This is a genomic window from Empedobacter sp. UBA7620, assembly GCF_002484185.1.
In the GTDB taxonomy this organism is placed as follows: Bacteria; Bacteroidota; Bacteroidia; order Flavobacteriales; family Weeksellaceae; genus Empedobacter; species Empedobacter falsenii_C.
This window is the reverse complement of the sequence record NZ_DLJI01000051.1, coordinates 31,656-51,306: the sequence shown is the minus strand read 5'-3', so window position 1 is coordinate 51,306 and position 19,651 is coordinate 31,656. Positions and strand designations below refer to the sequence as shown.

15 protein-coding genes are annotated in these 19,651 nt (G+C 32.8%); 4 read left to right on the top strand and 11 right to left on the bottom strand.

The window, feature by feature from the left end; genetic code table 11:
* Nucleotides 1-6 precede the first annotated feature (6 nt).
* The 4 genes from B2217_RS13045 to B2217_RS13030 all read left to right on the top strand — a co-directional run bounded on the left by B2217_RS13045 (nucleotide 7) and on the right by B2217_RS13030 (nucleotide 5,597).
* Nucleotides 7-2,253 carry a glycoside hydrolase family 3 N-terminal domain-containing protein gene (locus B2217_RS13045; RefSeq protein ID WP_291122774.1) on the top strand — a complete coding sequence of 749 codons (2,247 nt, stop codon included), beginning with the start codon at nucleotides 7-9 and terminating at the stop codon, nucleotides 2,251-2,253.
* Between the two features lie 88 nt (nucleotides 2,254-2,341).
* Entirely contained in the window at nucleotides 2,342-3,181 is an 840-nt protein-coding gene (locus B2217_RS13040) for an endonuclease/exonuclease/phosphatase family protein (protein ID WP_280037569.1), read from the top strand.
* Between the two features lie 5 nt (nucleotides 3,182-3,186).
* Nucleotides 3,187-4,641 carry a glycoside hydrolase family 30 protein gene (locus B2217_RS13035; protein WP_291122771.1) on the top strand — a complete coding sequence of 485 codons (1,455 nt, stop codon included), beginning with the start codon at nucleotides 3,187-3,189 and terminating at the stop codon, nucleotides 4,639-4,641.
* 104 nt (nucleotides 4,642-4,745) lie between these two features.
* On the top strand, nucleotides 4,746-5,597 hold the full coding sequence (locus B2217_RS13030) for a carboxylesterase family protein (protein WP_052217427.1): 852 nt from the start codon (nucleotides 4,746-4,748) through the stop codon (nucleotides 5,595-5,597).
* 83 nt (nucleotides 5,598-5,680) lie between these two features.
* On the opposite strand, the gene B2217_RS13025 is transcribed toward B2217_RS13030, so the two are convergent.
* The 11 genes from B2217_RS13025 to B2217_RS12975 all read right to left on the bottom strand — a co-directional run.
* Nucleotides 5,681-6,421, bottom strand: coding sequence for a rhamnogalacturonan acetylesterase (locus B2217_RS13025; RefSeq protein WP_038330448.1), 741 nt, complete (start codon nucleotides 6,419-6,421; stop codon nucleotides 5,681-5,683).
* Between the two features lies 1 nt (nucleotide 6,422).
* Nucleotides 6,423-7,397, bottom strand: coding sequence for a pectinesterase family protein (locus B2217_RS13020; protein WP_038330450.1), 975 nt, complete (start codon nucleotides 7,395-7,397; stop codon nucleotides 6,423-6,425).
* On the bottom strand, nucleotides 7,394-8,296 hold the full coding sequence (locus B2217_RS13015) for an alpha/beta hydrolase (RefSeq protein WP_084106810.1): 903 nt from the start codon (nucleotides 8,294-8,296) through the stop codon (nucleotides 7,394-7,396). The genes B2217_RS13020 and B2217_RS13015 overlap by 4 nt, the downstream gene beginning before the upstream one ends.
* Nucleotides 8,280-9,947 (bottom strand): glycoside hydrolase family 28 protein, encoded by a 1,668-nt coding sequence (locus B2217_RS13010; RefSeq protein WP_038330453.1) that lies wholly within the window; start codon nucleotides 9,945-9,947, stop codon nucleotides 8,280-8,282. Before B2217_RS13010 ends, B2217_RS13015 begins: the two co-directional genes overlap by 17 nt.
* Nucleotides 9,947-10,714 (bottom strand): rhamnogalacturonan acetylesterase, encoded by a 768-nt coding sequence (locus tag B2217_RS13005; protein WP_244958043.1) that lies wholly within the window; start codon nucleotides 10,712-10,714, stop codon nucleotides 9,947-9,949. The genes B2217_RS13010 and B2217_RS13005 overlap by 1 nt, the downstream gene beginning before the upstream one ends.
* A gap of 44 nt (nucleotides 10,715-10,758) precedes the next feature.
* Nucleotides 10,759-12,387: a glycoside hydrolase 43 family protein gene (locus B2217_RS13000; RefSeq protein WP_291122769.1), complete on the bottom strand. Its 1,629-nt coding sequence runs from the start codon at nucleotides 12,385-12,387 to the stop codon at nucleotides 10,759-10,761.
* 5 nt (nucleotides 12,388-12,392) lie between these two features.
* Complete coding sequence (locus B2217_RS12995) at nucleotides 12,393-13,607, bottom strand: glycoside hydrolase family 88/105 protein (RefSeq protein WP_291122767.1); 1,215 nt, start codon at nucleotides 13,605-13,607, stop codon at nucleotides 12,393-12,395.
* Nucleotides 13,608-13,617: 10 nt separating this feature from the next.
* A complete protein-coding gene (locus B2217_RS12990; protein ID WP_180906622.1) occupies nucleotides 13,618-14,601 on the bottom strand; it encodes a DUF4861 family protein in 984 nt (327 codons plus the stop codon).
* A 30-nt stretch (nucleotides 14,602-14,631) separates the two neighbouring features.
* A complete protein-coding gene (locus B2217_RS12985; protein WP_180906623.1) occupies nucleotides 14,632-16,842 on the bottom strand; it encodes a pectinesterase family protein in 2,211 nt (736 codons plus the stop codon).
* Between the two features lie 14 nt (nucleotides 16,843-16,856).
* A complete protein-coding gene (locus B2217_RS12980) occupies nucleotides 16,857-18,548 on the bottom strand; it encodes a DUF4957 domain-containing protein (RefSeq protein ID WP_180906624.1) in 1,692 nt (563 codons plus the stop codon).
* Between the two features lie 12 nt (nucleotides 18,549-18,560).
* On the bottom strand, nucleotides 18,561-19,651 hold a 1,091-nt coding region (locus B2217_RS12975; RefSeq protein WP_291122764.1), incomplete at its 5' end, for a RagB/SusD family nutrient uptake outer membrane protein.

Below are 19,651 nucleotides of genomic sequence, written 5' to 3'. Positions count from 1 at the left end.
AAAAAAATGAAAAAACTAATTTATTCAATTGCTTTCTTAGGATTAGCATTCAATACTTATGCGCAAAAAATAAAGTTTGATAAATCAAAATCGAAATCAGAATTTATTGATTATGTGATGAGTCAAATGACGATTGATGACAAAGTAGGTCAGATGGTACAATATACCTATGACGGAGGTGATGTTACAGGATCTGCAATTGATAAAAATTATATAAAATACACGAAACAAGGTATGATGGGGTCCGTGTTTAACGCAACGACAACAGATATTACTAAAAAATTACAAAAAATAGCTGTTGAAGAAACACGTCTTGGAATTCCATTAATTTTTGGATACGATGTAATTCATGGTTACGAAACTATTTTCCCAATTCCACTTGGTGAAGCTTCTTCTTGGGATTTAAAAGCAATTGAAAAATCGGCTCGAATTGCTGCTGAAGAAACAGCTGCAGGTGGAGTTCATTGGACTTTTGCTCCGATGGTTGATATCGGTTTTGATCCTCGTTGGGGACGTGTTTCTGAAGGTGCAGGTGAAGACACTTTCTTAGGAAGTAAAATTGCAATAGCGCGTGTTAATGGTTTTCAAGGTAAAAGTTTATATGATTTAAATACCGTTTTAGCGTGTACAAAACACTTTGCAGGATATGCTTTAGCGCAGGCTGGTCGCGATTATGGTTCGGTAGAAATTTCTGATCGTTTCTTAAGAGATTATATTTTGCCGCCTTTCAAAGCGACTGTTGATGCAGGTGCTGGATCTTTCATGACGTCTTTCAACGAAATTGGAGGAGTTCCTTCTACAGCAAGTAAATATTTGTACGATCAAATTTTGCGTAAAGAGTGGAATTATAAAGGGTTTGTTGTAACAGATTATACTGCGATTCAGGAGTTAGTTCCTCATGGAATTGCAAAAGATTTGGAAGAAGCAACTCTAAAATCGGTTGAAGCAGGTATTGAAATGGATATGATGAGTGGTGCTTTTCTTAATCATTTACCAAAATTGGTAAAAGAAGGAAAAGTAAAACAAGATGTGATTGATACTGCAGTTCGTAGAATTTTGGAAGCAAAATATGACTTAGGACTTTTCGAAGATCCATATCGTTATTCAAATTCAAAACGTGAGAAAGAAACGGTAATGAAACAAGAGTTTTTAAATGAAGCTCGTGATGTTGCGCGTAAATCAATGGTTTTATTAAAGAATGAGAAACAAATTTTACCATTAAAAGAATCTCAAAAAGTTGCAGTTATTGGTCCATTAGTAAAAGATGAGAAAAATATCATTGGAAACTGGGCTGCACGTGGAGATCGTTATGGAAAAGCATGGTCTGTTTGGGAAGGTTTGAATGATGTTTTAGGTAAAAATGCAAAAATTACTTATGCACAAGGAACAGAACTTAATTCATCTAAAACTGATGGTTTTCAAGAAGCAATTAATGTAGCGAAAAACTCGGATGTAATTGTTGCGGTTATGGGAGAAAACGAGAATCAAACAGGTGAAGCTGCTTCTCAAACAAATATAGATTTACCAGGAAATCAGAAAGAATTATTAAAAGAATTAAAGAAACTTGGTAAGCCAATTGTTTTAGTTTTAATGGCTGGTCGTCCAATGACAATTTCGTGGGAAAATGATAATATGGATGCAATTTTATACGCATGGTATCCAGGAACAATGGGAGGTTTAGCGATTACAGATGTGTTGTATGGAAAATACAATCCTTCGGCCAAAACACCGATGACATTTCCTCGTTCTGTAGGTCAAATTCCAATTCATTACAATCAAAAAAATACAGGTAGACCTTATTTAGGAGCGAGTGATGCGGAGCAAAAATATAAATCTCGTTATACAGATTCTCCGAATTCGCCTTTATATCCATTTGGTTATGGTTTAAGTTATACAACGTTTGATTATAGTAACTTAAAGTTGAACAAATCAACGATGAGGAATGGAAAAGATGAAATCAAAGTCACTGTAAATGTTAAAAATACAGGAAACTACGATGGAGAAGAAGTAGTACAATTATATGTTCGCGATTTAATAGGAAGTGTGACGCGTCCAGTTCGAGAATTGAAAGGTTTTGATAAAGTGATGATTAAGAAAGGAGAAACAAAAACAATTACGTTTACATTAACTTCAGAAGATTTAAAATTCCACGATATCAATATGAACTATGTTGCAGAAGCAGGAGATTTCGACATTTTTGTTGGAGGAGATTCTAACGCTTCACTTAAAACAAGTTTTACTTTAGTTGATTAAATTCCTCATATATAGTTAGAAATTTAGTTTTATTTCTCAACCAAGTAAGTATGTAAGTGCTTACTTGGATTTTTACAAAAATTCACACATGAAAAAATATATTAGTTTAAGTTTAGTTTTAATCATGACAATGATAGGTTTTGCTCAACAAAATATATCAATTATGTCTTACAATATTAGATTAGCTTCTGTTGATGATGGCGCAAATCATTGGAATATTCGCAAACAAAAATTGGTTGATTTAATCAAATATTATGATGCTGATTTTGTTGGTGTACAAGAAGCGCAAGTTCCTCAACTAGATTTTATCAAACAAAATGATTCACAATTAGATTTTATCGGAGAACCTCGTTCAAGTGATAAAAATGCTGAATATTCGGCGATTTTTTACAAAAAAGATCAATACAAAGTTTTAGAACAAAAAACGATGTGGTTGTCAGAAACGCCAGAAAAAGAATCAAAAGGTTGGGATGCAGCATACAACAGAATTATCACTTACGGATTATTTCAAGACAAGAAAACAAAAAAGAAATTTTGGGTAATCAATACTCATTTTGATCACGTTGGAAAAGTTGCGCGTCAAAAATCATTAGAATTAATCGATCAATTAATTCATGATTTAACAAGTAAAAAAGATTATCCAGCATTTTTTATGGGAGACTTTAACATGAATCATGATGATGCCTCTGTAAAATATATTCAAAACAAATATTTAGATACTCGCCTTAATGCGCAAATGGTTTATGGACCAGATTTTACATGGGAAGATTTCAAATTCAATGTAAAAGGAACAGAAATTTTAGATTACATTTTTTACAAAAAGAATCCAAAAGTAACGTGTAAAAGTTTCAATACGATTGATGATTTCTATGATTTCAAATATCCATCAGATCATTTACCAATTTTAGCTAAATTTTTAATTCAATAATAATTATGACAAAATCACATTTGAAATATCCTGTTATTGCAGGTTTGCTGTTAAATTATTTTGCAGTAAATGCGCAAGATTTTAAACTATCGAATAAGAAAATCGAAATATATACAACTGCAAAAAATACCAATCAACGAATTACAAAATCAACAGATAAAGTAGCAGTCAAAAAATTTCCGCAACCAAAAGAAACGGATATTGCAATTTTTATTGATCCAAAACGTAAATTCCAAAAATTTGAAGGAATTGGAGGTGCAATCACAGATGCTTCTGCGGAAGTTTTAGCAAAATTGCCAAAGAAAACGCAACAAGAAATTATCAAAGCTTATTATAGCGAAAAAGAAGGAATTGGTTATTCATTGATTAGAACAACAATAAATTCGAGTGATTTTTCGAGCGATAGTTACACTTATGTAAAAGACAATGATAAAGAGTTGAAAACTTTTGACATTGGACATGATCTGAATTATAAAATTCCGATGATAAAAATGGCAAAAGCAGAAATGAAAGACGCTTATCGTTTATATGCAAGTCCTTGGAGTCCGCCAGCTTGGATGAAAACGAATAACAGTATGTTGAAAGGAGGTTCTTTGAAACCTGAATATTACCAAACTTGGGCTAACTATTTTGTGAAATTTATCGAGAATTATGAGAAAATTGGTTTACCAATTTGGGGAGTTTCTATTCAGAACGAACCAATGGCAACGCAAACATGGGAATCGTGTATTTATACAGCTGAAGAAGAACGTGATTTCTTGAAAAATAATTTAGGTCCGACTTTTCACCAAAAAGGATTAAAAGACAAAAAAATTATTGTGTGGGATCATAACCGTGATTTAATTTATCAACGTGCTTCAACTATTTTGAATGATTCTGAAGCTGCTAAATATGTTTGGGGAGTTGGTTTTCACTGGTACGAAACATGGAACGGAAGCGTGAATTTATTCAATAATGTAGCGTTAACTCATGAAGCTTTTCCAAATGTTAATTTAATTTTTACAGAAGGTTGTAAAGAACAATTTGATTACAATCAAATGGGAAATTGGGCATTGGGTGAAAAATATGGTTACAATATGATCAACGATTTTAACTCCGGAACAGTTGCTTGGACAGATTGGAATGTTTTGTTGGATGAAAAAGGAGGACCAAATCACGTAGGAAATTTCTGTTTTGCACCAATTCATGGTGATACTAGAAATGGACAGGTTACGTATACAAATTCGTTTTACTACATTGGTCAATTCTCAAAATTTATTCGTCCAGGTGCGCAAAGAATTGCGGCATCGTCTAATCGTTCAGATTTAATGACAACTTCCTTTGTAAACAAAGACGGAAAAGTTGTGGTGGTTGTGATGAATCAAACAGATAAACCTTATCAATATAATTTATGGATAGAAGGAGAAGCTGTTGAGGTGAATTCGCAAGAACATTCGATTAGCACAATCATTATTTCGTAAAAAAATAGAATAATTAAAGGGAAAATTATTTATAGTAAATTGCTTGACAAATTGACGACGTAAGAAGTTAAAGTCAAGCAATTTTTATTTAAAATAGAAGAAAAATGAAATATTTAGTTGCCTTATTTTTAATGATAAGTTATACATATGCGCAGAAAACGATAGTATATGATAAAAAAAATAATTTAGCGTTTGATATTTATTATCCGAAAAACTATAAAGAGAATCAATCCTATAATGTATTTGCTTGGGTACACGGAGGAGGATTTTCAGGAGGAACAAGAGCGGATAAAGAAGAAATTGAACGAATGAAAGATGCTCAAGAAAGAGGTTTCATAGCTGTTTCTATCTCGTATAGATTATTGGCAAATTCTTCGGCTGGTTTTGGGTGTGATTTACCAAAACAAGAAAAGTTGATGATTTTTAAAGAAGCCTCTTTTGATGTTTTAACTGCGCTAAATTTTATTCAAAATAATTCAAAAGAACTTAAATTTTCGATTAATAAATTAATTTTAGGAGGAAGTAGTGCAGGAGCAGAAACTATTCTAAATGCTTATTATTTGAGAGATTTATGGTACGGAAATCAATTCAATCAAGTTAAAATTGATGGATTAGTAAGTTATGCCGGAGCGATTGTAGACGACCGTTATGTTACAAAATCGAGTGTTTTGCCAACAGTTTATGTACATGGTTTAAGCGATGATGTAGTACCAGCTTACAATGCGCCGCACAGAAGTTGTTTGGATAATCAACCAGGTTTTTTTCCTTTAAATGGTTCTGCTACTTTAGAGGATTTAAATAGAAAATATAGTCAAGCATCTTTTGCTATTTTCTCTAATTCAGGAAAACATGAATGGTCTGGATTGAGAAAACAATATTTGGATGAAGTTTTCAATTTTATTAATCAATCAATAATTGGAAATAAAAAAGTAAATAATCGAATAATTGTTGACTAATAATTTTTTAAAAAAAAATATAAAAATACCCCTCTTCAAAATTTTTTGTTGAGGGGTATTGATTTAAAATAAAAACTAAAAACTTATTTTTTAACATACTTCTCTAAGCCAATATTTAGCTTGATCAGTTCTTTAACCGCTAATTTCGAAACTTCTTCGGCTCCAAGTTTTGATAGATGTGTATCATCGTCTTTGCCTTTTGGATAATAATCAATTTCATTTGGTTGATAATGTAAATGCAATTTTTTAGAGTTTTCTGGACCATATTTTATTTCCAATTTCTCTGTTAAATATTGCATATCAACAAACGGAACATCCAAATCTTTTGCAACATTTCTCACAATCAAAGGATATAAACCATGTGTATCAACCAAAACGCCTTTTTCATTAAAATTTCGACGAACAATAGAAGTCATTAAAATTGGAATAGCACCTTTTGCACGAGCTTCTGTAACATATTGTTCCAAATTTGCGCGATATTGAGTGACAGGATTTGTGTAACGAACAGAATCTTCAATTTTTTGATCGTTATGCCCAAATTGAATGATTACATAATCACCTTTTTTCAATTGACTCTGAACTTTTTTCCATCTTCCTTCTATTCTAAAACTCTTAGAACTTCTTCCATTTGTCGCATGATTCTGAATTTCTAAATCAGAATTCATTAACTCAGGCAAAAGTTGTCCCCAGCCATGTTCAGGATTTTTAGTTGGATTTTCTTTATTCGCCATTGTCGAATCTCCAACAAGAAATAGGGTTCTTTTTTGGGCGAATGATATGCTAAAAAACAAGCATAATATCGTTGATAAAATTATTTTTTTCATGTTAATTTTGCTTTGGATTCCATCCGTTAAAAATATTCTCGATGGTATATTTTTGTATTTCTTTTTCGGTTAATTGATGCGACCAACTTGCTCTTTTTTGAGGATTATTTCCTAAACCTTTACTTTTATATTCTGCATAATAAGCTGTTTTTTCTTTATCTGGAAACATTGCATCACCTTTCCATTCGTTCCAGCCAATAGGAAGAATATGTTTTCCCATTTCGGTATGTATAAAAACTGTTTTGGCAAAAGGACGCCAAGGTCTTCCCAAATAAACTTTTGTCAAATTGTCTTCTGCAATAAGACTACAATTGAAAAAAACATAACCAAATTCTTGCTCTTGATGTGTTGCCGCAGCTGTAATATAAGAATTAGCCAAACTTTTTATGGTACAATTCTCAAAAACAGCAATTGCTTCACCAAAAATAAAATCTGTCGTTCCTTCGATATAACAATTTTGATAATATTGACGACTTCTGTTTGTTGCAGTATACAATGTGTCTTGACATCCTAATAATCGAATATTTTTTGCCACAAATTTATCGCCTTCCACATGCAACGCAACAGCTTGTCCTTGGTTACAACTTTCGTTTTGAATCGTAAGATTTTCTAACTGAATATCATCTGCTTCAACCAAAAAAGTGTAGGAATTATAGGTTGTCATTTTTTGATTTGTTAAACCATCTATTTTTCCAGAAAAATCATTATTAGTAATAATAGTTTTCTCCGAATCTTCACCTTTTATCGTTATTTTATGTTTCCAAGAAGGAATTCTAATTTTTTCGTGATAAACACCATTTTTAACAAGAATTAAAGCTTGATCAGGTCCTAAATCTCTCAAAGAATTAATAGCTTCTTGAATAGATGTAAAATCTGCTTGTTGATCTTTTGCAACAGTAATTGTTTTGTACTGAGCATTTACATTGATAAAGATGAAATGTAAACAAACTATAAAAATGAATTGAATGATTTTCATTTGTTAAATCGTTTCGTTAAAAAATCAATAATGTAGTGTTTCGTTTCATCAAACCAAGGGTTCATCAACCAAAAAGAATGGGGCGAATTCTTAATTTCGTATGCTTCATTTAGAATATGATAATCATTTAATTTTTTCATCATATCATCTCTACCAGCTCGAAATCTCGGTTGTGAACTATTGATAAATAGAGTAGGAGGCGTTTTAGAAGTAACATATTCTAAAGGAGAAGCTTCTTTCCAAAGTTCAAAATTATCTTGTTTCGTATAACCGAAAAAATAACTGGCATAAGTACCTTCTTCAGCTTCGGGATGAATAAAAGAAACAATTCCATCAACATTTATAATTGCAGCAATTTTCTTTGATTTTACGCCGTAAAGTGTTGCCAATTGAGCACCAGCAGAAGCGCCAAGAATAACGATTTTAGATTGATCGAGTTTGTATTTTTTACGATTATTTATCAAATAATTAACTGCATCATCCATATCTTCTAAAGGAGCTGGATATTTTGCAACATCACTTAATCTATAATTTATCGCCATTGTTACAAAACCAGCTGAAGTCAACGCTTGAGCCATTGGTTTTTGATTCTCTTTGCTACCCGAAATCCAACCTCCACCATGTACAAGAACAATTGCTATAGAGGGTTTAGTTTGATTTTTTGGTTGATAAATATCAGCTTTTAATTGATGTTTTTCTTGATAAATTATATCCTCAAAAGCATTTATATTTTCAAAGTTTTTCGAAGAAATCGGCGTAATAAAAGGGTAATTTTTCTTTAATTTTTTGTAAGTCGTTTCGATTGTATAAGGCGAAGCCTTCGGTCTCTCAACTTGACCGAAGGCTATCACCATATGCATCATAAAAACAAACAAAATCTTTTTAATTGATAACTGCATTCTTTTTGACTTCTTTAGAACTTGTTACATTCTTCTTATCAAATGCTTTTGGTAACTTAATTTTATCAGATTCATTACCAATAATCTTAATTTCTGGAGTTGTAGCAGACTTGAATTCAGTAGTGCTTAAATCAACATTTTTACTATTAAAAATTGTAACCGCTTTTCCGTCTTTGTAATTGAATTTTACATTTTTCAGTTGAATTCCATCAGCATCAATAATACTTAAAGCTTTTTTTGTGTCGAAAGTAGAATTTTCAACCACAATATTTTTAATATTCATTTCTGCAAGTCCCATGATAAACAAAGCTTCGTGAGAACTTACAACATTAATGTTTTTGAAAAATATATTTCGAATTGTTGGGGTTTCCTCTGTTACAGGAACTTTTTTATCATTCCTTTTTTCGTCATCTGCATTTTGATCATCTTCTACAATTGGAGAATTTCCTTCGTAAAACATGTTAAAACCAATTGCTTGCGCAGGAATATTAATCATATCAATATTAGAGATATAAATATTTTCGATTAATCCACCACGTCCACGAGTCGTTTTGAATCTTAAACCAATATCTGTTCCGATAAAAGTTGCACCAGAAACATGAACATTACGAACGCCACCAGACATTTCGCTACCAATCACAAATCCGCCGTGCGCATGATAAACTGTGTTATTTTTGATAATTACATTTTCAGTAGGAATTCCACGATCGCGACCATCTTTATCTTTTCCAGATTTGATACAAATTGCATCATCACCAACATCAAACGTATTGTTGTAAATCAACACATTTTTACAAGATTCTAAATCCAATCCATCTCCATTTTGCGAATACCAAGGATTTCTAACATTCAAATTTCGAATGATAATATTCGAACTCATTAATGGATGAATATTCCATGCAGGTGAATTTTGAAACGTTGGACCATCTAAAAGTACACGATCCGAATTGACAATGCTAACCATTACTGGGCGTAAAAAATCTCTTACTTTAATTAAATCTTCTTTGTTGATTTTATCAGGAACATTAAAATTAGAACTGCTGATATAACCTAATTTAGAGCCTTCACTTGGAAACCACGTTTTTTTATCATCTGATAAAACTCCGCCAGACGCAACTAGATTTTTCCATTGAGAATCTGTCATTTTACCCTTCTTTACAAAACGCCACGCATCACCATTTCCATCGATTGTTCCATTTCCTGTAATCGCAATATTCTGCGCATTTTTAGCAGAAATAGGAGAAGCTGTACGCGTTGTATTTAGACCTTCGAAGCTTGTTTCAACCAAAGGATAATCGTTGAAATCTTTACTAAAAATCAATAAAGCGCCATCTTCTAAATGTAAATTGATATTACTTTTAATTTCGATAGGACCACTCAACCAAATTCCGCGCGGAATAACAACTTTTCCTCCACCTTTCGCGCTTGTTTCTGAAATAGCTTTGTTGATTGCTTCTGTATTTTTGAAAATTCCGTCCGATTTTGCGCCATATTGAGCAATTGAAACAATACGATTTGGGAACGAAGTTTCTTTTACTTTCGGCATATTAAACTCAATATCCTTGTAAATATTCTCATCAACTTGAGCTGATAAATGAGTAGAACAAACAATTGCTAACGCAACTGTAAGTAGTTTTATGTATTTTTTCATTATTTAATGTTTTTGTTTTGAATGATAGTTTTGAATTCTTTGAAAACAATTGATGCGACAGCTTTTGCGCCTGCAATTTGAAAATGTGTGTTATCTTTTTGTCCATTTGGATAAGCATCGTACAAATTCGCTCCAAAATTCATGAAATAGGTTTTTGTTACATATTCTTGTCCTTTTTGGCTAAAAAAATCCATTGATAATTGATTCAAATCTAAGAATGCAACATTTTTTTCTTTTGCAATTTCTTTAGCGACAAATGGATATTCGCCATGTACATTTTCTAGCTTTCCATTTTTCCAAGGATAATTTCTTGCAACGGGACTTAGAATAATCGGAATTGCACCTTTTTCTCTTGTTTGATCCACATATAATCTCAAAAATTCCTTGTAACCTTCTAAATTTACAAATCGTTCTGGTTTATCTTCGGCGGCATCATTATGTCCAAATTGAATCAACACGTAATCACCTTCTTTTAGTTGTGAATAGACCTCTCGCCATCTACCTTCTTGAAAAAAAGTACGCGTACTTCGACCACCTTTTGCTTTATCCTTGACGATGATATTTTTATTCGCTAAATGTTTCACATCTTGTACGCTATCTTTTGCAAAAAATGGTTGAAATTCTTGTCCCCAACCAGCAATTGGATATCTGTTTTTCATATAGTTTTTACCAGGATCATAATCGCCTGTATAATCTGCAACAGTTGAATCTCCTATTAAGAAAATTGTGATTGATTTTCCTTTTTGTGCATGACAAAAAATTGACATAGTAATGAAGCAAATTAAAGTATATAAAAATTGTTTTGTCTTCATTATTTCTCGTTTTTATCTATTCTGAACCAATCAAAATCAGCATAACCACCACGTTTCGCATCTTGAGAACTCATACTATATATACCAACTTTTGCTCCAATCCATTTTCCTGGTTTAGCTTGAAATGGTTCTCCGATTGATGTATATTTTTTTCCGTTTTCACTAAAACTAAATTGACAAATTCCGTTTGGTTCGCTCACTTTTACTTTCAAGAAAACTTCATTAGTTGATAATTTTACTTCGGATAGAATTTTTTCGGGATTATTTTTCTCTGCTTTTTCTGCACGAATCAATTGTAAATAATATCCATCTTTTTTATTTGTGATAACTAAAGATTGATAATCTGTTCCCATGATTAATAAACCAGCAGTTTTCCCTTCTGTAGCATCTTCAGGCGTAAGTTTTACTTTTGTTGAAGCTGTGAAATTTGGTGCAGGAAATTTCTGCGTTAACAAATTAGGAACCGTCCAAAGATTATTCGAATTTTCAGGAACTTTGATCGAGAAAAGACGAAGAAAATTTTGATTTGCTAACTTACTGTACCAAACAATTGAAGGATTTGCACTCCATTGCCATTGTAATCCAATATCATTTCCTTTAAAATCATCCGTTTCCGAAGGATTTATAATTTCAGATTTATTCGAAATTGTAGGTTTTTTATATGTCAAAACAGGTTCTCCAATTCCATTTTTATCTTGATCTACACCAATAAACGGCCAATCGTTGATCCACTTCATTGGTTGAAGATGAACAATTCGTCCATACGTATCTGCATCTTGAAAATGATAGAACCAATCTTCTCCATTTTTTGTATCCACCCAAGCACCTTGATGAGGTCCATTGATAGTTGATTTTCCTTGTTCTAAAACAATTTTTTCATCATAAGGTCCATAAATATTTTTTGAACGTAAAACCAATTGCCTACCAGTAGCTACACCACCTGCAGGAGCAAAAATATAATAAAAACCGTTGCGTTTATAAACTTTTGGTCCTTCGACAGTTGGGTGATTTTCGTGTCCATCGAAAATGTGTTTTCCTTTATCTAAGACTTTTGTTCCTTCCGCATTCATTTTTTTGATTGTCAAAAGGCTTTTTACGCCAGCGCGACTTCCTGCCCAACCATGCACGATATAGGCATTTCCGTCCTCATCCCAAAACGGACATGTATCAATAATACCTTTTCCTTCTTCAACTAAAATTGGATCTTCCCATTTCCCGAAAGGATTTTTGGTTTTAACCATATAAATTCCGAAATCTGGATCGCCCCAATAAATATAATATTCGTTGTTATGAAATCTGATACTCGGCGCCCAAACACCATCGCCTCTTTTTGGCGTGCTAAAATGTTTGATAGGAAAAACATCGGGTAGGGCATGATTGACCAATTTCCAATTAATCATATCAGTTGAATGTAAAATTGGTAAACCTGGCGCTTCATTAAAACTGGAAGCTGTCATGAAAAAATCATCACCGACACGAATTGCATCAGGATCAGAATAATCTGCATATAAAACAGGGTTTTTGTATGTTCCGTTTCCTAAATCTGATACCCAAACATTTGATTTTTGAGCGTGTATAGGCAAGAAATTTAATCCTAATAATGATAGGAGAATTAATGTTGATTTCATGGCGATTAACGATTTAATTCTAATGCAGCTAATATAAATGGTCCAGTTCCTTTTGGATCATTTGCTCTTATTTCTTCACTAATGTAATATTCGTAAGAACCATCGCGATAAGGATTTCCTCCTAAACCTGCAACAGCACAGCATTTTTCTAAACTTACAATACCTTTTTCATCAACTTGAATAAACTCTTTTAAAATTCCTTCAAATCCTTTTTTGGCATTTTTCATGTGTGATTTTGGCAAATAACCTTTGTTAACACCTTTTGCTAACGTATAAACGTACATCGAAGTACCTGTAGCTTCCAAATAATTCCCTGTTCTATTTCCTTGATCCAAAACTTGATACCAAGTCCCCGAAGAATGTTGAACCTTCACAATCGCTTCCGCATATTGATTAAGGTATTTGATTAATTTATCACGACCTTGATAATCTTTTGGCAAATAATCTAACACATCAACTAAAGCCATTCCGTACCAACCCATTCCTCGCGACCAGAAGTGTTGAGAAAGACCTGTTGTACTATTTGACCATTTTTCTTTTCTGCTTTCGTCCCAACCATGATAATATAAACCAGTTTTTGGATCGCGGTTATATTTTTCGATTAAGTCAAATTGTAAAACAATTTTATCGTACGATTTCTTCGCTTCAGTTGTGCTCTGAAATTTTGTTGCATATTTTGCATGAAAAGGTTCGGCCATGTAAACACCATCTAACCACATCTGATTTGGGTAGATTTTTTTGTGCCAATATCCGCCTTCCGTTGTTGTTGGTTGTTGTTCTAATTGCTTATCCAACGTTTCCATTGCAATTTTGAAACGATTTTCTTTTGTTTTTTCATATAAATCAAAAATTGCGTCGCCAGATTTGATCATATCTAAATTATAATTCTCGAATTTATACGTATCAATTTTTCCGTTCGAATCAATCATTCTATTTGCATAAATGTAGATATAATTATACACTGTTTGGTTATTTGTTTGCTCATATACTTTGTACATAGCGTCTAAAACCAATCCATTTGTATAACTCCAACGTGGTTTGTTTTGAAAATCTAAAAGTGTAGGATCAGGGAAACGAATAGTCTCTGAAATTGCCATTCGTTCTGACCATTTTAACTTTGGATTGACAAGAATATCTTCTGTATTTTTTTTCTGACTGATACAAGACGTACTCGAAATTATCATCAAACCACAAACCGTTGTTTTTAAAATGTTTTTCATCATCAATTATTTATAAACGATTAGACTTTTCTAATTGAACTAATTTCGAATTCAAATCATTGTAGAATTCAGTTTCGTTTTTAAGTCCATTTGGCTCTTGTGCCCAAGCTGCCAAAATATAATATGTCATTGTTTTGGTTGTCGGTTTGAAAACAATTAAATGATCATCTTTTCCGTCTACTAATTTTTCTACCTCATCCGATTTATAGAAAATTGCCATTCCAAGCAAATCATTTTTGTCAACTAAAGTTTGTTTTCCGTAAGTTGAGATATATCCCCAACTTCCATTTGCGCTTTTCTTTTGCTGCAACGGAATATTTTTGAATTTTACCAAACCAGTTGTTAAACCATTCGTTAAGACAGAAGTTTTCAATTCAAATTTAGAAAAACGATCATAAGGATAAATCGAAACTTTTGCTTTTACATCTGTTGTGTGATCCGCAGTTTTCCATTTAGAATAATCAATTTCAAAACTCGAAACATTTTTACTGTTTTTTACTTTGACATATGTATTCTCAACTTGATGCAAATGCGCAACTGTATCATTCACTAATCGCCCAAAACCACCAATTCCAAGCGATTTCCCAGCTTTCAAGATATCTTGTCCCCAAGGAAGAGGTTCGTGATAAGAATCAAAACCATCTTGTCCAACATCTTGCAAAACTTGTGTTTTTACCTTTTTCCCGAAAATATCAACCGCATTTCTCCAATCCAAATACAAGCGATAACCAACATTTTGATTTTCCCAACCTGGACCTTCGTATCGAATATCGAAAGCATGATCGGTATGTTGTGGATCAAGCGTATGTTCTTGTACATTTCGAAATGTTCCGCCTTCATATTCTTTATGACCTCTTTTTCCATCTACCCATTTTCCACCTTCTTTTATAGAAATTTCGGAATAGGTAAATCCATTGTTTTCATGTTGAACCAATCTGTTACTACAAGAAGTGACAAGGATTAATGTTGTTATTGTGGCAATAATTTTTTTCATACGTATTAATTTTTAAAATTAGTGAGGAGTTTAATTGACGATCCAATCACCCAAAACATTATTTTTAGAGAATGCTAAAGCTTCTTGAGCAGTTAATTGACGACTCCATTTAACTCTTTTATTTGCGATATGTTTACCTGTAGATTTATATTCGGAGTAGCGAGCTGTAGATTCATTTGCAACTTTTCCCCAATTGTTCCAACCTTCCGCTTTGACAGACAAATCTATGTCGCAATTGATAAAAGCAGTTTGAGCAAAAGGTCGCCAAGGTCTTCCCAAATGATGAGAATCTTGATTGTTTCCTGAAATTTTACAATTCTCGAAAACGAAACCGTATTTCTGATCTTCTGTCGTTGATGCCGCTGTAATGTATCCTTTCCCTTTATTATTTAGCTGACAGTTCTCAAAATAAGCGGTTCCTGCTCCGAAAATGTAATCGACTGTACCTTCGATGTAACAGTTGTTAAAATATTGTCTGCTTCCGCTTTTTACCAAATACAATGTATCTTGATTTCCTAAAAACCGACAATTTGTAAATTTTATTTTATCTGCATCAACACGAACAGCAACAGCTTGTCCAACTTCGCCTGCACTATTTTCGAATGTTATATTTTCGGCTGAAAAATTGTCTCCAAAAATAAAAAATGAAGCCGAACCAGATGTTCCAATTTCTTGACCAATATTATTTAATTTTGATGCGTAATCATCATACGTCAAAATGGTTTTGTGTTGATCTTCGCCAATAAAATTAATCATCGTTTTAGAAGGAGGTAAGGTAATTTTTTCTTTATAAACTCCATTTTTGATCAAAACTTTTACAGGAACTCGACTAAAATCGGGTAGTGCAGCAATTAATTCTTGAATAGTTTTGAATTGACCAGAACCATCTTTCGCTACAATAAAATCATAATCTTTGACTTTGTTATTCGCTGAATTAATCTTTTCTGAAACTAACGATTCTGCATAAACTTCTAAATTGGTATATTGACTTGATAAATTGTAACCGTTTGCATCATTAATACCAACTTTCAAATTATTTCTTTTTTCCCATTCATCGTCCATTCCATCTTGATCTGTATCTGTAGGAATATTGTATGTTTTTAACGTAGGAAATCCACCAACTTCTGTTTGACTATCAATAATTCCGGTCATATTTTTTGGATATCCGTTTGTTAAATAACCAATTAATCGATTATCAACTTCATCGCGTTTTAAACTTGCTCCCGCATGTGCTTGAACCATTTTGTAGGCATTTTCAGTAGAATGAGTGATAATTTCATTTTTACCAAATTCAGTTTCAGCTTTTGCTTTTAAAGGTTCATCGGCTTGTACACCGCCATTCCAGTTATTTGCTGTTATATCAGCATAACCTTTTACAAAATTTCCGTTGACATAAAATTTACCATATGGAATAGAAGGATTTACAATTCTATTTTTATGTTTTGTGGCTGGTCCAGATTTGAAATAATTATTAATCAAATTATATTTTCCTTTTTCTCCGCCATAAATAGAATTTGCGCCCCAATTAAAAATTACATTATTACGAAAATCAACCATTTCATCTTCAGGATTTACCGTTGATTCTGACCCACTAAAACGAGGATTTCGACTATTGTTACTCATAATTAGATTGTGGTGGAAACTTGCAGGCTCACCACCCCAAATTCCACCATAACCATGCGCTCCTTTTATATGAACAGATTTATTAAGAGCTTCTGATATGATAGACCATTGAATTGTAAGATTTTTGACACGATAAAACGAGATGTTTTCATCTGTAGCCCAACTTACCGAACAATGATCTATGATTATATTTTGTGCATTTCGACCACCCAAAGCATCACCTTCTACTTTTGCTAAATCGCCTAAACGAAATCTCATGTAACGAATAATTACATTGTCAGATTTGATGGTTACAGGATAATTAGAAACCGTAATACCATCTCCAGGAGCAGTTTGTCCAAGAATAGAAATATTTCCGTAATTAATATCCAAAGGAGATTGCAATATAATGTTTCCAGAAACAGCAAAAACGATTGTTCTGCTCAATTTTTTTTGAATTCCGTATCGTAAACTTCCTTTACCAGAATCGTTGAGATTTGTGACAATATAGACTTCTCCACCTCGTCCACCAGAACTGTACCTGCCATATCCTTCGGCAGAAGGAAAAGCAGGTAAATTCTGTGCAAATAAACATGAATGAATTAAAAATATAAATGTAATTGCGATGTGTGATTTCATTTTTTATCGTTTAATTAATTCCACCATCTTGGATCTCCAATCGCAGCACCTGTAGAAGATGCAGTTCTTAATGGAGAATTGACTGGTAATGTAAAATCAATTGTTGTGTTTGTCCAATTTAGAGCATTGTCTTGATTATTCGTAGAAGTTACTCCTCCAGTAGGAAAAACAAGTTTTTGTAAATCAGCTGCTTTACCATTCGTCAAATTATAGAAATTGTTGAACGTAAAAACAGCTGTACTTGAAGTAGCTAAACGAATTAAATTATTACTCGATAAACTTCCTCCAACTCTTGGCGAATTTGCAATAATATTATTGGTAAAATTAGCTTTGATCGGCACGTTATTATTGTCTAATAGTGGAAAAGAAGAACTTTGTCCAAAACTATTAATTGTACAATTGTTGACATTAATTGTTGCGTTAGCAGATGGCGTAGTAATACTTTCTCTGTATCGAATAAATAAATCTCCAACTTCTGTAAATGTTGAATTTTCGATATTAACTTCGTTAAAAACTAATTTGTCTAAATGTAAAAATCCGTAAGATGAAGCTGGGAAATTCTTGAAGAAAGAATGTTTAATCTCAAATTTATCCATTACATATCCGCTATTTGGACCTCTATTTGCTCTGAAAGCTGAGGTTTTAACACTACTTACAATACAGTTTTCAATCAATACATTTGCAAAATTAGCCTTCGCACCATTGCTGCTGCTGCTTGTCAAATTGATTAAATAATCTGCCGTATTTGCGCTTCCATCTAATTCGATATTCTTTAGATGTAAACCAGCCCCAGTATCATTTAACGTAAATTCTTTGAAAGAAACTTTTGTATCTTCTGGATTTCCAGAAATTCCAATCAATGAAATTTTCTTCGCATTAATTGCAAACAATTTATCTCCAGAATCATATTTACCAGGATTTAATCCAATGATATCACCATCTTTTGCATTGTTAATCAAGGTGATTAAATCATCGCCAGAATTAGCAATAACACTATAACTTGTAGACGATTTAGTCGTGAAATTCTGAGAACCAACGCTTGTATTTCCTTTATAAATTTCGACTGTATATCGTGTACTTGGATTAAGCCCTTTTGTTGTTTTAAGTCCAGCAGTAGCTTCGCTACTTGTAATTTGACTTATAATAGGATCGCTAACATAAACAGGATCCTGACCAGAAACTTGTGTATATGCTTGAAATCTCAATTCAGTTACTCCAGCAGTTACATCCCAACTAACCGTTGCTTGATTCTCCAGAATATTTGGATCATAAATAGGATGCAAAATTTGGATTCCAATAATTTTAATTCGCTTACTAACAGACCAGTGAGATTCTGGTCTGTTTTCGTAAGCATTTGTTTTAACACGTATAAAGAAATTTTTTCTCACGGGAATTTCTTGATCCGTAATAACAACTCCAGCAGAATCTGTTTTTTTTGTTAAAATGATATCTTTTGGATTTGTAAATAACGAATCGCTTGAAACTTCTGTTGTATAAGTTTCGTCAATATTATTAGTATACAGAGAAGGTGACCATGTGACTTTAGTTTCTGTTTCAAAATTTTCGGCAGATAAAGACAATGGTGTAAACATTCTCATTGGATCGTTAGATTCTGACTGAAATTCATCATCATTACAAGAGATTACAGCATTTGCAGTAAGTAATACTGTTCCTATAATCAATATTTTATAAAAAGTTTTTTTCATAATAATTGTGTTTTAGTATCCGTAATCTTGTGTTAAATTATAATTTGTATTGATGATATCTTGATAGATTGGCAACAATTCTGAATGATTTGGTTTGTAATATTGTAACCAACCTTTTCGTTCGTCGTTAATCATTGTCGCAACCATTCCTGTTTGCCAGTTTATGCGTGTATATCCCGTTGGAGTAGAAGCAACAGAAGGAGTGTAGAACAATTCTGTTTTATCATTTCCAACAAAATAAGTATCTAAACTCAAAACAGTTTTTTGGGCTGTCTGTGTTGGATCGTATTTCCCAATTTTATAATAGATGTATTTAGGTACATTGGCATATTCTCCCGTTCCATCTAATAAATTTTGCAATTTAGCACGAGTTTCTGTTACTACTTGACCTAAAAGATTCCATCTGATTAAGTCATATTTTCGGATAGATTCTCCACCAAATTCCAATAATCTTTCGTGTACAATTTGCTCAAAAAAGCCTTGGTAGCCATTCGCTGTAACTGCAGGCATTTTATCAGGATTGTTTGCATAAGCTCTTGCTCTAACTTCTCTCAAAGCATCTATTGCAGCAGCCGTTGGTCCACCGTTTAATTCATTTTCTGCCTCAGCAAACATTAATAAAACATCTGCAAAACGCATAATTGGCCAATTGATTCCAACATTTTGAGAAGGACCTGTTACTTTTGTCCAAGACTTTCTGAATTTTCCGTCTGTTAAAGCGTCAATTTTAACCACTTGTGTTAAATCATCAGCATTAATTTCGAACGCATTGATTGTGACATCTCGTCTTTGATCATATTTATCAAATTCATAAAAATAAGTTGGTAAAGCATTGATTCCGCCACCACCATTCCATTTAGAAGCTGCGTTATGACGCAATCCGTTGTAATAACCAAGTTTACTATCAGTTCGAGCATTTCCACCGAAAGCACCAACTTGAAAAATCATTTCGTTGGTGTTATCCATACGACCTTCGTGAATAGCACGGAAAACATCTTCGTAATTTGGATTGATGTTATGGCTTCCACGTTGTTGCATAATGTCAAACGTTTCGTTGCGAGCAATTTGGTAATATTTTTCTGGATTTGCTCCTTTAACCATCT